The 17,580-nt window shown below is 38.2% G+C and carries 6 protein-coding genes; 3 read left to right on the forward strand and 3 right to left on the reverse strand.

What is annotated here, in order from left to right:
• Positions 1-4: 4 nt before the first annotated feature.
• Both WC623_RS19370 and WC623_RS19375 read right to left on the reverse strand, forming a co-directional pair.
• Positions 5-1,333: a sigma-54-dependent transcriptional regulator gene (locus tag WC623_RS19370; RefSeq protein WP_372854171.1), complete on the reverse strand. Its 1,329-nt coding sequence runs from the start codon at positions 1,331-1,333 to the stop codon at positions 5-7.
• A 93-nt stretch (positions 1,334-1,426) separates the two neighbouring features.
• On the reverse strand, positions 1,427-1,738 hold the full coding sequence (locus WC623_RS19375; RefSeq protein WP_372854173.1) for a hypothetical protein: 312 nt from the start codon (positions 1,736-1,738) through the stop codon (positions 1,427-1,429).
• Between the two features lie 254 nt (positions 1,739-1,992).
• On the opposite strand from WC623_RS19375, the gene WC623_RS19380 reads away from it, so the two are divergent.
• Both WC623_RS19380 and WC623_RS19385 read left to right on the forward strand, forming a co-directional pair.
• Entirely contained in the window at positions 1,993-2,430 is a 438-nt protein-coding gene (locus WC623_RS19380) for an Rrf2 family transcriptional regulator (protein WP_372854175.1), read from the forward strand.
• A 179-nt stretch (positions 2,431-2,609) separates the two neighbouring features.
• On the forward strand, positions 2,610-4,205 hold the full coding sequence (locus WC623_RS19385; protein ID WP_372854177.1) for a S8 family peptidase: 1,596 nt from the start codon (positions 2,610-2,612) through the stop codon (positions 4,203-4,205).
• 43 nt (positions 4,206-4,248) lie between these two features.
• On the opposite strand, the gene WC623_RS19390 is transcribed toward WC623_RS19385, so the two are convergent.
• Positions 4,249-6,783 carry an NACHT domain-containing protein gene (locus WC623_RS19390; RefSeq protein ID WP_372854179.1) on the reverse strand — a complete coding sequence of 845 codons (2,535 nt, stop codon included), beginning with the start codon at positions 6,781-6,783 and terminating at the stop codon, positions 4,249-4,251.
• A gap of 300 nt (positions 6,784-7,083) precedes the next feature.
• Here WC623_RS19390 and WC623_RS19395 point away from each other — a divergent pair, with 300 nt between their 5' ends.
• Positions 7,084-17,562 (forward strand): putative Ig domain-containing protein, encoded by a 10,479-nt coding sequence (locus WC623_RS19395; RefSeq protein ID WP_372854181.1) that lies wholly within the window; start codon positions 7,084-7,086, stop codon positions 17,560-17,562.
• The last annotated feature ends 18 nt before the right edge of the window (positions 17,563-17,580 follow it).

Raw genomic sequence — 17,580 nt, forward strand, 5'->3', positions numbered from 1 at the left:
TTCATTATTCAATGTCGTAACGTTCCATCTTACTATACAATGTTTTTCTGTCAATGTTGAGTAGTTTGGCAGCTTTGGACTTATTGTATTTAACCTTTACTAGGGTTTCAATAATCATTGCTTTTTCATTACTTTCATTGATAGCTTTAAGGTCTGAAGTATTTGGTCTAGGCGCTTGATTTATCGATACGATCATCTCATCAGGAAGTGAATCAACATCTGCTGTATCACCTGGAGTTAGTAAAACCATTCGCTTTATCACATTTTTTAGCTCGCGCAGATTGCCAGGCCAGTCGTATTGTAACAAAAGTTCTTTTGCAGCTGTCGAGATGTGTTGTACATTTCTGTCTAATTCCTGGTTCGATAGTTTTATGAAATGGTTAATAAATAGCTCAATATCTTTACCACGTTCCCTCAATGCAGGTAACTGTATTTTGAATTCATTGAGGCGGTGATATAAATCTTCTCTGAATGATCCATTGGCAACACTATTTTTAAGATCATCATTTGTAGCCGTAATGATTCTTACATCAACTTTAATGGACTTAGTGCTGCCAAGTGGTTGTATAATTCTTTCTTGAAGGGCCCGAAGCATTTTTACCTGAACTTCATAACTTAAATTGCCAACTTCATCTAAAAATAGAGTACCTCCATTTGCAGCTTCAAATTGTCCTTTTTTATCAGTTAAAGCACCAGTGAAGGCTCCTTTTGCATGGCCAAATAATTCACTTGCCGCAAGCTCTTTCGACAGTGCTCCACAATCAATTGCAATAAAAGGTTTATCATTTCGCTTACTTTGACTGTGTAAAGCACGCGCAGCATATTCTTTCCCTGTTCCACTTTCACCTTGGATGATTACCGACATATCGGTTGGAGCTACCAGATTAATGTGCTCATAAAGCTTGTCAGCAATCGCACTTTTACCTTTTATCGCATCCGTATGCTCTACAGATTTGTCAGATTTTCCTTTTTCTTTTTTACCTAAGGCATTTTTTATGATCATTAACAGTTCATCAGGATTAACTGGTTTGGTAATGTAATCAAATGCTCCTAATTGAATGGACTTTACTGCTGTTCGGACATCATTAAAACTGGTCATGATAATTACAGGTTGTATCTGACCTTTTTCAAGGATGTGAGATAGAATGTCTAAACCAGTGCCATCTGGCAGACGATAATCTATAAGTAACAACTCAAAACTTTGCTCGTCGGTTATCTTGAAAGCTTTTTTTACATCATTTACAACATGAGCTTCATGACCATGCTTTGTAAGAAAGCCTTCCAGTACCTGAGAGAAAGTAGAATCGTCTTCAATGATGAGTATTTTTGCCATAGGATTTCGCTTAGATACAGCAAAAATACAAAAGCCGGACGAAATCCGGCTTTTATAAGGTGTTTAATTGTTATTTATTAAGGAATATAGGGATTATTCAATAACTACTCCATCTTTTCCTATTTTTAAAGATGCAGTTTCTTCTTGTTTTTTAACATCAACCTGATAATGTTCAGATTTATCTGCGTTTGTTACAAGGAATGCTGCAGTTGGAATCCATTCTTTATATTTTTCTGATGAAAGAGTAGCTTTAACAGGATCAGGTAAGTCTTTCAATTCAACAGGCGTTTTTGTTACGCTGTCTTGTAATGTGCTAATAACAATTGGAGTTTTGATTTCGCTTGCTTTTACTGTGGTTAATCCTGCAAATGCAAGAATCGCTGCTGATAAAATGATCTTTTTCATACTTATAATTTTAAATTCTTATCTAATTAATTACGATTAGGTATAATACAGAATGATGCCATAAGTGTTATTTTGTTTTAATTTATTGATAGTCAGCTTGTTTTGTGTTTTTTTTGAATATGTGGAGTGTGGAATTATTCTACAATGTGTTGAAGGATGAAGCATTTAATCTATAATATATTGAAATGTTGCAAATGAATGCGGGCGACTCAAAATTTATACAAATACGTAAATCTTTTCTTAGCTTTGCTAGTATGCTGTCTAAGAAAACGAAATATGCAATAAAGGCACTGGTTGCTCTTGGCAAAAATATGGAAAACCCTCCAATGCAAATAGTGAGGTTGGCGGAACAGGAAATGATACCCAGGAAATTCCTGGAACAGATTCTGTTGGATATGCGTAATGCAGGCTATTTATATAGTAAGAAAGGTGCAGGTGGAGGATATAGTCTGAATAAAGATCCACATGATATTTATCTGGCTGATATACTTCGTATTACGGATGGTCCTATCGCAATGGTTCCTTGTGCCAGTTTAAAGTTTTACCGTAAATGTGATGAATGCCACGATGAGGTAACCTGTGGTATCAGAAAGACATTTATAGACGTAAGAAATGCGACTTTAAAAGTTTTAGCACAAACTTCAATTGCCGATGTAATTGCGAGAGAAACTGATGATACACTGGTAAGTTAATGTGCTCCTGAAAGACAGGACATTTATAACAATCTTAATACACGATCGCCGCACAGAAATAAATTCTTGCGGCGATCGTTTTTTTAAGGCATTTGAGTTGTATTTATGGTGAGGTTGAATTATTTCTCCTGTAACGTATGGCTAGAATTTAATTAACTTTGTCAAAAAATTGAAAAACTATGAAAAAGAATGTCATGACATTTTTAGGCGGTAAGGGATGGTGCATAGCATTATTAGCAGCTATGCCATTTGCTTCATTTGCCCAGAAGCCTAACTGGCAGAACCTGGATTTGCAAGCAGATTCTACGTTTGGTATAAGTACAGAAAAAGCATATAATGAACTTTTGAAGGGTAAGAAATCTGTACCTGTTATTGTGGCAGTACTTGACGGTGGCGTTGAGATTGATCATGAAGATTTAAAAGCGGTTATCTGGCTAAATAAAAAAGAAAAAGCGGGTAACGGTAAAGACGATGATAAGAATGGTTATATAGATGATGTACATGGCTGGAACTTTTTGGGTTCATCGAAAGGTTCTATTAACCATGAAACATTGGAATTGACTCGTTTGGTGAGAAGAGATAATGCAAAATTTGCAAATGCTGATGCTACATCTGTAAAAGCAAGTGAGTTACCTGCGTTCGAAGCTTATCAAAAGAATAAAGCTGAACTGGAAAAAAAACTTGAAGAAGCTAAAATCGGGTTGGAGCGGTTCTCAGGTATCAAAAATGCAATAGATGCAGTAGTTAAAAAAATTGGAAAAACGCAACCGACTCGTGCAGATTTTGAGGCATTTAAGCCTACTGATGATATGGAGACCAATATCCAGAGAATTATGGTTAATCAGCTAAAAAATACAAGCTTCGAAGACTTTTATAAAAAACAGATTGAACCTGGCTATGACCATTTTAAACAACAAGTTGAATATAATTTGAATCTTGACTATGATCCTCGTGGTATTGTTGGCGATGATCCAAATAATAGTAAAGAGCGTTTTTATGGTAATAATGATGTTACTGGTCCTGATGCAAAACATGGCTCGCATGTTGCCGGAATTATAGGTGCTGTACGTACTAATGATCTTGGTATTAAAGGTGTAGCGAATAACGTGATCATTATGGGTGTAAGAAATACGCCAAATGGTGATGAGCGCGATAAAGATGTTGCCAATTCTATTCGTTATGCGGTTGATAATGGTGCTAAAGTAATCAATATGAGTTTTGGAAAATCATATTCATGGGATAAGGCAATCGTAGATGAGGCTGTTAAATATGCAGTTTCTAAAGACGTATTATTAGTACATGCTGCTGGTAACGACAATAATAATCTTGAAGTTGAATCTAACTTCCCTGATCCTGAATATTTAGGTGGTGGTAAAGCTGCCTCATGGATAACTGTTGGAGCTTCTGCATGGACAAATGATGGGCAGATAAAGGCTAACTTTTCTAACTATGGGAAAACTAAAGTCGATGTTTTTGCCCCTGGAGTAGATATTAACTCGACAGTTCCGGGATCAAAATACGAGAAATTAAGCGGTACAAGTATGGCTGCACCTGTTGTAGCTGGACTAGCTGCTCTTATTCGTTCATACTATCCAAAGTTAAAGGCAGTAGAAGTAAAAGATATCATTCTTAAATCTGTTGTTAAGGTTAATCAGTCTGTAGAAATAAGAACTGAAACGGATGTTAAAACTGTTCCTTTTTCTGATTTATGTGTTACAGGTGGAATTGTAAATGCTTACAATGCATTAAAATTAGCTGCTGAATACAAGAAGTAACCATAAACATATTCATAAAAAAGGGCTTAATAAAAGTCCTTTTTTATGAATGTTTAATGCCGATTGGCTCTTTTGATATAGAAAATATATTTTTTGAAATGTTATGTTCTTCCATAAAACAAAGACGTTCATATTTATACTCATTCAGCTTAGCAACGTTTTCAAGATCTGTATAGATGTTAATCATCAGGTCGTAAATGAGTATACAATTTAAATTCAGATTGTTTTCTTTGAAAAAACCTATACATTCCTGGCACTTTTCAGCTGCCAAAACATTTTTACCTTTATTTCTAAGTTGAAAAGCTTGAGTCATTTTAAAGATTGCCTCCGATTGCTGTGAAATTCTAAATCTTTCTTTATTCTCATGAATACGAATGAGAATTCTCTCCAGTTTATCTGTTTTTTGCCCCGGTCTGAACCTTGAAAGTTGTAAGGTGAGAAAATTCATCATCAGGATACTAAAGACTGAACGCCTGGAAAACTCTTCAGGATGTGCATTAATGATTTTCTCTAAAAGCTCAATATTTCTTTCGTCAGCCCCATAGAACATATTAAGTAGGATATTCAAGAAATATGTAACTCCTTGTTTGGTTGTAAGTGGCTTTTTGTGTTCCCCAAATGGATATTGTAAACTTTCTACATCTTCCAGCAGGTCATTTAAATCTGAAGGGTTATTAGTGATTTTCAGATAAATCAATTGCAAGATTTCGTGAGGACTTAATTCCCAGGTTGAACAATTCATTCGATTTAAAATCATCATTCGCTTATGAATTTTCTTCTGGTTCAGACTTACCACATCCATTAAAGTAAGGAGCGACTGATAAAGCAAAGTATGTTCACTGGAGTCAGAAATGTCTATGGCAACTTCAATAGTTTCTTTATAGGATGAGTTAACAAAGTCAAAGTGCTTCATGTCCTCAATAATCCTTTCATGAATTTTGTGGGTCTTTAACAATGATATGGTGTCGCCGCTATATTTAGATCTATATTTTAAATTTTCGGCAATGAAGAGCGTTAAATAATTATGTTCAGAATGACATAATGGGAAATCAAAAATACAGTCCAGAACTTTAAAATCTCCAATTCTAATCACAAATCGCACAGCCCACTGTAGTAATTGAAAACGAAGACCAACGTTTTCGTATTCAGTTTGTATGTAGGAAAAGAATTTTTCGTCTACTTGTAGATTGAATTTTTCCAGGAGTTCAACAAATAAGAAGTATTCAAATATATGCGGATGTATAAACAGAACAAACTCCCTGGGATGAAAATCTTCATATCGTTTCTCTTCCATTATTATGCCATCGGAAAGCAATTCCGTATAAGCATTTTTGAATGTCGATAGCTCCCCAATCAGGCTGTCTTTTTGAATAGAGATGCCATTTTTTCCATAATCTGTAAGCTGGATTATTTTTTTTAGAAAGAGGATCTTTTCTGTATAATAATTGGAACTATAGATATTCTCCTGGATAAACCTGGATGCTAATTCGTGGAAAGTAATATTTGTTGAATAATTAAAAGTAGGATCTTCTTCTTTTAATTGATGATATAGTTGAATATGAAAAGGAAACTTAAGTTGTGCTTTAAGATTCGGGTTAATTTCTTTGGTGTTCAACCCATCAATTTTAGATATTATCAGATCTATTTCTTTCTCCGTAAGAGGAGGCACATTCGAAGGCTCATTGATGTTAAAATAGTTGCCTGGAAACCATTTTGCTTTTAAATAAGCGGAATGTCTGAATAAATCATAGAAACATGACCATGTAGCAGACCGCATACTGATAACTAGCTTAATAGAATTCATATGTTCAATTGCACAAATGAAATTTATTATACTTTCGAAAAGCTGTTTCATGGATTCCTTTTTTAAGGGAAGTTCCGAGAAACTGTCTAATATGATAACAAGTTTTCCCTTGCTTTTTTTATAATTGTCTTCAATGTAGGTCATCAGACTATCCCTTTTTGGGATATTAAGTACTGCTTTTAGCAGATCTTCAAAATTAAAGGTTGGATTTTCAAGATTAAAAAAACTATAAGCCTGTAAAAACAGAATAGCGGAATCTCTATAAGTCGAAGTACTATTTCTGGCAAAACTCTCGGCAAGATGACTTAATAGAATAGTTTTGCCGTAACCTGGTTGTGCAATGAATGCGGTAAAACTATGGTCACTCTGAAAAAACTCATCAAAATCATATTCTGCGAACTTTCTGCCTATTGTCATATCATAAGGCATGCCTGATCTGTTCTTGATTCCTTTTAAAGCGAGGTCTGTGATTTTAAATACCTTTCTCTTGACATCTATCCAAGATGCAGGAATGATGTTGGTACCTGCTCCTCCAGACTCAATGTTTTCCCCACTTACATATTCTGACAGTGTTGTAATAGTGAATTTTGAGAAATTGTGTTTCACCTCAGCAAAGCCAAACAATCTCTTAATTGTTGTTTCACTAACATTCTTATTCAATGTTCTGCTGATTTCAATAGATATCCGTTTACAATCAGCCGGGGTCACCGTCCTAATTCCAGTCTTGATTAGGATTAATCCCTTGAGTTCATTTAAGATAGATATTTCATCCATACACTTTATAAGTGAGCGTTAAATAACAACCAAAACGAATATATAGCTTTAATAGGAATAATGAACAGAGGTTTTCCGGCTGAAAAATGAACGAAAAGGATGGGTTTTTGTCAAAAACCTCGCCTACAGGTGTTTAGAGGGCGATTTTTGTGAATAACTTTTGGCTTCGAATTCAATAATGAACAGAATGAACAAGAATCATGGGGTACTGAACAAGAAATGAACAATTCGAACAGAGCATAGGATACAATCTATACCTAAAATTGTAGGATAATTATAGTAACCCTCAATCAATTTCCTATGAAAAGAACATCTACTCTGTTCGAAATATTAAAAAAATCGTTACTTCTTCTATCTTGCTTTACAACTATAACGCTTTTTAGTGGAAAATTGTATGGACAAGCAAAGGAACGTGTTTATGCGAATACAACTAATGTTGAAAAGAGCTTTTTGACTTGTACCATTTGTGATGTCACCAATGCAGGCAATGCTGTTAATGGAAACGTTAATTCCTATTCTACAATAAATATTACTACTGCTGCATTAGGAGGAGCAATTTATCAGGAGCTTATATTTCCTGGTAAAGTAGGTGGAGCCAACGGTGCTGTTGTTAAGGTCTCGGCAACTTCAGTGGTTACTCTTGATCTTTTAGGAAGTGTTAAAATACAGGCATATAATGGTAACAAGGCAGTAGGGAACCCGGTGGATGCCGGGTCTGGTCTATTAAAGTTACTCGCTGCTGGTAACCAATCGGAGGTTTTTATCCCCGCTCCAGGTGAAGAGTATGACCGTGTAAGGGTTACTATGGGGGGCGGAGTAGTAGTGCTTCTTGGTAGTATTAACGTTTATCATGCTTATTATTTAAAGGACGCAGGAACTATAAATTGTGATAAGGCAATAGATGAATTACATGGGATATCTGGAAGTGTTGCTGCTTTAGGTAGCGTCGCAGATGCGGGTTTAGCTATAGATGGTGATGAGGGAGCTACTTCTTATTCAAGGTTGAGTACCGTGGCAGGACTAGCTGGCCATGTACAACAAACCGTTATATTCCCAGGGTTATCCGCATTAACGGATTCGGTAAGGTTGGTAGTTTCAAATAATGGGGCACTGCTCTCATTGGATTTATTGAGTACCCTTCAAATTGAGACTTTTAATGGAAATGTATCTAATGATGTAATTTCTGGTACTGCTTCATTAATCAATATCAGATTATTGAGTGGCCCTGGTAACAGATCAGTAATTACTTTTGCCCCAGGTAAACAGTTTGATAGAGTTCAGTTGCGATTAGGTGGTTTGGCTACCGTGTTAAATTCAATAAATCTACATGAGGTTTCCAGGTCTATAGCATTGCCAACATCTATAAAAATAAACAATGTTGCTTCTCCATCAGGAACTGCTTGTTTGGGTGATGGGGTCATTTTAAATATTACAAGCCCTGAAGCAGGCGCTGTGTATACCTGGTATGGCCAAGCTAATGGAGGTACTGGGACTGCTGGGCTAAGTTTTTCACCTACAGGTTTATCTGCCGGGATCCATGATTTTTATGTAACTGGAAAAAGACTAGGATGTTCAAATGAAACCCCACGTAAATTGGTAAGGGTTATTGTAAACAATCCAATACCGCCAGTGGTCACCACTCCACTTCCAATTTGTAGTGGTGGTAAAATAACTTTAACTATACCTGCGCCAGTTACTGGACAAACCTATAGATGGTTTGATCAGGAAGTAGATGGTGACGTTCTTTTTACCGGCAATAGCTATGAAACTCTGGCTTTAGGTGCCAGCAAATCATATTATGTAGAGGCTGTTATTGGATCTTGTGTAAGTACGCGTACTAAAGTTGATGTAACGGTCAATCCAATACCAGCTAATGCAATAGTTGCTTTACCTAACGTTGAAATTACAAAAGGACAAACGGCAACGCTTACAGCTTCACCTGCTGCAGGAAGCACAGGTAATACTGTAAAATGGTATACTGCTTCAGCGGGTGGTATCGCTGTATTTACTGGAGCTGTATTTAAAACTCCGGCTTTAAATATAACTACCATATATTATGCAGAGATACAAAATGCAGGAGGTTGCGTTAGTGCTGCCCGTATACCGGTTACTGTTACAGTAGCTGATATTAATCCGGGATCAGCATGTAATGTTCCAAACGCTCAAGGAAGTGGTGTTGAAGGTTTACTTTGTGTGTTATGCGGTGTTGAAAATGGTGCAAATGCAATAAGTTCAGATCCTACTAAATTTTCTAGCCTTCGCCTTACTTTAGGCGTGGGTGGTCAGGTTTATCAACGTTTGTTCTTCCCAGGTGCTGGTGCTGCCACAGATAGTATCCGTTTAGATTTAGCAATACCTGGTGGCTTAGCTGATCTTAGTTTACTGGGTGGTGTTATTGTAAATGTGATGAGCAATGGCGCTGTAGTTAAAGTCTATCCTCTGAATTCAGGTCTTTTAAATTTAAGTCTATTAAGGGGTAATCGTTTTAAAGCAACCCTTCCTGCCGGCGCAGCATACGATGCTGTCGAAATTCGTTTGGGTGCAGTTGCGACTGCTTTAACTACTGTTGATGTTTATGGTGCACAGGTAATTTATCCTAACCCAACCATTCCTGAAGGAGGTTTCAATGCTTGTTCAGGTAGCACAAATACTTTCACTGCATCACCAGTTGGCGGTACAAGCCTTAAATGGTTTGCTAATTCAACAGGTGGTGTCGCATTGGCTACAGGAAATAGCTATTCTCCATCTGGATTAACAGAAACAACAACCTATTATATAGAAGTAAGTAATGGCATCTGTGTAAATACAGAACGTTTACCGGTTACGGTGAATGTAAACCCTGCAATCGTTTTTGCAACTAGTACTTTAACGAATGCAACACTGGGTTCATCTTATTCAAAACAAATTACACTGGCCACAGGTGGAACACCAGTCTTTACTTATAAGGTGGCAACAGGATCTAATCTACCTGCAGGTTTAACATTATCTGCCAATGGTACAATAGCTGGTGCCCCAACTGCTGCACCAGGTGACTATAGCTTTACAATTACTGCAACAGATAGTAAAGGCTGTTCGGTTGACGCTATATATAATTTAAAAGTTACGGAAGGAATGAGTCTTTCTGATAAGCTTTTGCCTAACGGAACCGTAAATACATTGTATCCTACTCAGGTAATTCCTGGAGCTATTGGTGGTACTACCCCTTATACATATACAGCGACGAACCTTCCTCCAGGATTAGGTTTTGATCCGATAACAAGGGAAATTACTGGTACACCAACAGAAAAAGGATTATTCCCAGTTCATGTAACCGCTACTGATAACAATGGGAATAGCATTACAAAAGATTATTTTATTGTAGTGAGAGATCCACTGGTATTAGCGCAGACAACTTTGGCTAATGGTACTGTGAATACGCTATATCCAACACAAACCATTCCAGCTGCTACAGGTGGAAGTGGATCTTATACTTATACAGCATCAAACCTTCCTGCAGGATTAGATTTTGACCCGATAACAAGGGACATTACAGGCACACCAACAGTAGCTGGTACTTTTGTGATTCCTGTTAAAGTAACCGATACGGAAGGAAATACAGTAACGACCAATTACACAATTGTAGTGGGAAACCCTCTTTTGTTAGCGACTAAACCATTGGCTGATGGGACAGTAGGTGTAGTATATGTTACTGAAACTATTCCCGCAGCAACTGGTGGAGATAGTAATTACACTTATACTGCATCAAACCTTCCTTTGGGGTTAAGTTTTGATGCCGCAACAAGAGAAATTTCAGGGACGCCGACAAAATCTGGTTCATACAATGTTTCAGTAAATGTTACCGATGGTGCTGGAGCAACAGTGACTCAGGTTTATGTGATTAAAGTAAATGGAGAATTAAATCTTCCTTCTGCTACTTTACCGAGCGGACTGGTAGGAGCGGTTTATCCTACACAAATTTTACCAGCAGTAAGTGGTGGTACTTCACCTTATACTTATGACTTACAAGGTTTGCCACCTGCATTGACATTTGATGAAGCAACCCGTGAAATAAAAGGTACTCCTTTAACAGGTGGAACCTATACCTTAACCATGACGGCGACTGACAAAAATGGAATTACAACTTCTACTGATTATACGCTAATCGTAAATGTAGGAGCTCCAACTGTAGCTGCAGTTACTATATGTAGTGGAAGCACAGCAACACTGTCTGTATCTAATCCTCAGCCAGGAGTTACTTACAACTGGTATGCTGGTACTGGAAATACAGTTATATTTACTGGAACAACCTATAATACTTTAACGCTTAATGCTAATACTACATATTATGTGCAGGCAGTTTCAGGAACAGCTTTAAGCACCAGGACTCAGGTTAACGTAACAACTAATCCTACACCTGAAGTGGCTACTGTAATTTCGGCTAATGAAAGCATCAGCGCCGGACAAACAGCAACTCTGGAAGTTAGCGCAACTGCTGGAAATACCGTTAAATGGTACACTACACCAACTGGTGGTTCTTCATTCTTTACAGGGTCAAAATATACTACACCTGCATTAAATGCTACGACTATTTATTATGTTGAAACAGAAAATGCATCAGGTTGTGTAAGTGCAGCAAGAGCACCTGTTACAGTTACAGTAAGTAGTGGCCCAGCTAATCCTAATTGTAATGCAGCCGTTCGTCAGGAAACGGGAATTGATGGGATTTGTCTATTATGTAATGTTGAAAATGCAGGGAATTCTACCGATGATAATCCAAATAATTTTACTAAAATTAATCTTGTAGTAGGTGTTGGTTCAACTGGATATCAGCGTTTGATTTTTGCTCGTACTGGTGCTGCGACTGACAGTATACGTTTAGATTTAGCGACACCAGTTGGTTTAGCTGATGTAAATGTGCTTGGTGGAGTTACCATTACAGTAATGAACGGTAATACACCTGTAATAACTTACACCTTAAATAATTCACTTATTGATCTTAAGCTATTGGGTGGAAATCGTTTTAAAGCAACTTTGCCCGCTGGCGGTGTTTATGACCGTGTTGAAATTCGCTTTGGAGCAGTGGTCGCTGCTTTAAGTAACCTGAGTATTTATGGTGCGGAAGTTATTTATCCTAACCCAACTGTTGCAGCTGGCGGCCAGTTAATCTGTGCTGGTAGTGGAACAACGCTGACGGCTACGGCAAACGGTGGTACTACTTTAAAATGGTATGCTACTGCGACAAGTACTACTGTTTTGGCAACCGGCGAAACATTTACAGTAGCTGCTCCTCTAACAAACACGACTATTTATTATATTGAAGTGAGTAAAGATGGTTGTGCAAACGCACAACGTATACCTGTTACCGTAATGGTAACTACTGCTCCAGGGGTTCCGACATTGGTCACAGCTGCGGAAGTATGTGCGGGTTCACCTGCAATATTGCCTGTAAACAATCCTGTTACAGGAACAAGCTATAAATGGTACACATCATCTACTGGAAGCACTGCAATCTTTGAAGGAGCAGTATTTACTACTCCGGCGCTTAATGCAGACATTACTTATTATGTAGAGGCCTCTAATGGAAACTGTGTGAGTGCTAGCCGTGCTGCTGTTGCAGTTAAGGTTAATCAGCTTCCAGTGTTGCCGCAAGTTCAGGTATCTTCAAATACTGTTAGTCCTGGACAAACAGCTATCCTGAATGCTACATCTTCAGAAAGTAATGTATTATTTAACTGGTATAATACTGCAAATGCAACTACGCCAATATATACGGGCCCTACTTATGTAACCACTCCTTTAATGGTTACTACTACCTATTTCCTTGAAGCAGTATCACCTATTACTGGCTGTGCAGCTTCAAGTCGTGTACAAATCACCATTAATGTTGATGGTAATGGCGCTCCTAATCCTGTACCTTGTGAAGCTGCATCCACTCAAACGAAAGGTGTTGACGGAATTGCATTGCTTGCTGATGTATTTAACCCTGGACTAGCAATTGATGATGATACTAAAACAGGATCTTCATTGGTATTACCAGTAGGTTTATTGGGTGGTTCAGTTTATCAAAAAGTAGGCTTTAATGGCTTGTCAACAGTTGGTGATACCGTAAGGATTAAGCTAACCGCTCCGGGTAAAATACTTTCATTAGGGGTTTTGGGAGGAATTACATTAACCACATATAATGGTGCGACAAGTAACAATGATGAATTACTCTTAAACAACGCATTAATCAATCTTGAATTATTAAGCGGAAATACTGAAGCTTTACTTTCATTTGTTCCAACTAAAACTTTTGATCAGGTTGAAGTACGTTTAAATGCAGGTATTGCAGGAGTGCTGACTACGGTTGACCTAAACTACGCACAGCGTGTAATGGTAGCGCCGACAGTAACTGCAACTGTTGTTAATATTTGTGCTACACAAGCAGCTACTTTATCAGTAGCAAATGCTACACCGGGTTTAATTTATAAATGGTATGACAATACTGGTGCTTATATTGCCGGGAAAGATGGAACTACATTTGTTACGGATGCTTTAAGCGCCAATACTAAATATTATGTTGCATCTAGTAATGCCGTTTGTACTAGCTATAAATCTTTAATTGAAGTAAAAGTAAGTGCAGCTCCAGTAACACCAGAATTGGAATCGCCCATTGTAACTACTTGTGCTAACAATGATGTGGTATTACGTGTTAAAAATCCAGTTGCAGGAATCACTTATCAATGGTTTGATGGAACAAATACTTATTTAGCAGGTAAAGATGGGTCGACATTACAGGTTACTCTAGGCTTAACTGACGAGACTTATACTGTAAAAGCATTTGATAATACTTGCGGTATAACTTCTGCTGCTGCAACAGCAACTATCAAAGTTGGTAGTCTGGATGTTCCGATTATTACACCACCAAGCATAACCGTAAAAGTTAATTCACCAGCAGTCTTAACAGCAACGTCGAGCACCGCCAGTGTAATCATTACCTGGTACGATGCACCTATTGGTGGTACTTTATTACATACCGGTCCGACTTATATAACTGTTCCCAGAACAACTCCAGGTGTTGTTACCTATTATGTTGAAGGTTCAGTTGCAGGAGGATGTACTACAAATACAAGAGCCACTGTTACGGTAACAACTATCCCTAATGATGGTGCTACAGATGTACCTTGTGAGCCTGCAATTACAGAGAATCATGGAGTGGAAGGCATAGCTGTCCTTGCGGATGTATATAACCCATTGTTAGCTGTTGATAATAATGCTTCAACTGCATCATCACTTGTTATTCCTGTAGGTCTATTGGGTGGGGCAGTTTATCAACAATTAGGTTTTGATGGGATATCTAATCTAGGTGATACAGTTCGTATAATGCTGACTTCACCAGGAAAAATACTTACACTATCGGTGTTGCCATCTTTAGAAATCAGTACACTTAAAAATGGAGTAAGTAATAACGACGCAACTGTCATTAACAACCCATTGATCAATCTTGAATTATTGAGTGGAGGTACACAAGCTTTATTAACTTTTGTACCAACAAGTACATTTGATGCAGTTCAGGTGAAATTAAACTCTGGACTTGTTGGAGCTTTTTCTTCTATAGATATTAATTATGCACAACGCGTATTGGTAGCACCAACGGTAGCCGCAAAAACAGCAACTGTCTGTGCAGGTTCAGCAGCAACTTTATCAATCAATAACCCATTATCATATGTTACTTACAAGTGGTATAAGGGAACAACCTTCCAGGCAGATGGTACAACATTCAACACAGCAACTGATTTGACAGTAGGAGATCATGATTTCTTTGTTCTCGCAGAAAGAAAAGGCTGTCCAAGTGTAAGGGTAAAAGTGCTTGTTACTGTATTGCCGGTGCCAGTGGTTCCTGTACCAGATGCAGGTAACCCAGCGTCAACTTGTATCGGTTCAGCAGTAACTTTAAAAGTAACTCAAGTAGCTGGTGTAGTGTTTAATTGGTATGATGCCGCAGTAGGTGGAAACCAACTGGTAGCTAACAACATTAGCTATGGTACTTCTGCTAATCTTGCTGCTGGTACTTATGATTATTATGTGGAAGCTGTAAATGCAAACAGCTGTATAAACGCAACAAGAACAAAAATTACATTAATTGTTAAAACAAATGCAGTTGCTTCTGATATTACTGCTGCCGACAAGACGGTCTGCTCGGGTACAACAGCAACTTTAACAGCTACTGCTACAGCATTTCCATCTGCAATATTCAAGTGGTATACTACTCCTGGCTTAACTGATACTCCTTTTGAAGGGGCTAGCTTTACTACTCCAGCTTTAACAGCAACTACTAAATACTATGTGATTATAACCGGAGCAGAGATCTGTGCTAATGATGCTTCATCAGCAAAAGTTGTAACAGTAACTGTAAATAGAAATGCTGTTGCTTCAGATATCGTTGCGGCAGATAAAACAATCTGTTCAGGAAGTACAGCGATTCTAACGGCTTCAACTACCAAGGTTACGACACCAGTATTTAGTTGGTATAAAAACGCCGACTTATCCGATGTGCCATTTGTAGGAGCAAGCTTTACGACAGATGCACTTACTGCAACTACTAAATATTATGTAACTGTAAGTGGAAGCGATGCTTGTGCAAACGATGCAGCTTCAGCTAAAGTTGTAACTGTAACAGTAAACAGAAATGCAACAGCAGCAGATATTGACGCAGCAGATAGAAGCACGTGTATTGGTACAGCAGTAACATTAACTGCGGGTAGCACTACGGTAACAAATCCAGTATTTAGCTGGTACCGCGACGCTAATTTAACTGACCTTGCTGTAAGAGCAGCTTCATTTACAACGCCTGCCTTAACTGTAACTACTAAGTATTATGTAACTGTAAGTGGAAGTGATGTATGTGCTAATGATGTACTTTCAGCTAAAGTTATAACAGTAACAGTAAATAGAAATGCTACAGCTTCTGATATTAATCTTGCAGATCAAACTATCTGTGCAGGAACCACTGCAATGCTTAGTGCAAGTAGCACAACTGTAGATAATCCGGTATTCAGATGGTATCGCGATGCTTCTTTAACAGACTTTGCTTTCCAGGGGCCTACATTTACTACCCCTGCATTAACCATTACTACTAAATACTATGTAACGGTGAGTGGAACTAATATTTGTGCAAATGATGTTGTCTCTGCAAAAGTGGTTACAGTTACTGTAAATAGAAATGCAGGTGTTACTGACATTATTGCGGCAGATCAAAACATCTGTTCTGGTACGAATACGCAGCTTACTGCAAGTAGTGCCACTGTGGCTGGAAATCCAGTGTTTACCTGGTACCGTGATGCGGCATTAACTGATGTAGGTTTTGTTGGTGATAAGATGCCTGTTTCAGGGTTAACAGCTACTACAAGATTCTATGTGACTGTAAAAGGAGATGGTGTTTGTGCCAATCTTCCAGGATCGGCAAAAGTGGTAACAGTTACTGTTAATCCATTACCAAACGTACCGATCATTAATACGACAGGAACCACAATATGTTCTGGTAATACAACCGTGCTGACCATACAAAACCCTCAAACAGGTGTTATATATGAATGGTATACTGCCGCTACTGGTGGGACTTTAGTAAACACAGGAATATCATTTCCTACTGGGACACTGAATGCGAATGTGGATTATTTTGTACAGGCTACAAATACGACTAATTGTGGTAGCATTGCAGGTAGGGTTAAAGTAACGGTTGTAGTTACAACTACACCTCAGAGTCCTTCTGTTATATCTGGTACTGTAAGCACTTGTCTCGGTAGTACGGCCACTTTATCAGTGTCTGCTCCAGTAACAGGTGTTACTTATAACTGGTATGCAACTGCAGTTAGTACCACAATACTTGGATCTGGAACGAATTTCACAACACCTGCAACCACGATGGCTATGACTACATATTATGTAGAAGCTTTATCGGGAACTTGTAAAAGTACTTCACGTACACCTGTAGTTGTTAGCGCTGGTGCATTACCATTACCTCCACCATCAGTATCAGGTGCAGAAAGTCCACTTTGTCCAGGTAGTACAACCATATTAACAGTAAACAATCCGAATCCGTCACTTAAATATACCTGGTATACCAGTGCAACTGGTGAAACAGGTATAGACGGAACAACATTTAATGTTCCTGCATTAAATACAACGACGGTTTATTATGTAGGTAGCAGCAATATAGCTAGTGGTTGTGCAAGTACTACAAGGACTGCAGTTACTATTACAGTGCTGGGTAAACTGGATGCTCCAGTAGTTTCAACATCATCAGTAAGTGCAACAAGTATCACCTTCGCATGGCCAGTTGTAACAAATGCTGTTGGATACGAAGTCTCTGTTGACAATGGGTTAAACTGGACTGCTCCAAGTTCTGGCGCTGCGGGAACTACACATACGGTTTCAGGCTTACAACCGAATCAGAGGGTAACCATCAGGGTAAGAGCAGTAGGACAACTGGCTTGTCAGCTGAGCGATGCAACGACCTTTACAGGTAGTAGTGATAATCCATTAGGTAACAACATATTTGTTCCAAACACATTTACCCCAAATAATGATGGTAAAAACGATGTATTGTACGTATATGGAAATACCATCGCAAAAATGCAGTTACGTGTATATAGTCAGTGGGGTCAGTTCATTTACGAATCCCTAAAAATAGAGAATGGTTGGGACGGAACTTTTAAAGGGCAGATGCAGCCAAATGGGGTATACGTGTATTACCTGGAGGTTGAGTTTAACGATGGCACTAAAGCCACTAAAAAAGGCACCATAACACTTTTAAGATAAGATGTACCAGGTAATAAT

Source organism: Pedobacter sp., assembly GCF_041645105.1.
Classification (GTDB): Bacteria; Bacteroidota; Bacteroidia; order Sphingobacteriales; family Sphingobacteriaceae; genus Pedobacter.

What these genes read in the sequence shown, in the direction of transcription:
- WC623_RS19370 (WP_372854171.1), bottom strand. Translation starts at nt 1,333, where the DNA reads ATGGCAAAAATACTCATCATTGAAGACGATTCTACTTTCTCTCAGGTA.
- WC623_RS19375 (WP_372854173.1), bottom strand. Translation starts at nt 1,738, where the DNA reads ATGAAAAAGATCATTTTATCAGCAGCGATTCTTGCATTTGCAGGATTA.
- WC623_RS19380 (WP_372854175.1), top strand. Translation starts at nt 1,993, where the DNA reads ATGCTGTCTAAGAAAACGAAATATGCAATAAAGGCACTGGTTGCTCTT.
- WC623_RS19385 (WP_372854177.1), top strand. Translation starts at nt 2,610, where the DNA reads ATGAAAAAGAATGTCATGACATTTTTAGGCGGTAAGGGATGGTGCATA.
- WC623_RS19390 (WP_372854179.1), bottom strand. Translation starts at nt 6,783, where the DNA reads ATGGATGAAATATCTATCTTAAATGAACTCAAGGGATTAATCCTAATC.
- WC623_RS19395 (WP_372854181.1), top strand. Translation starts at nt 7,084, where the DNA reads ATGAAAAGAACATCTACTCTGTTCGAAATATTAAAAAAATCGTTACTT.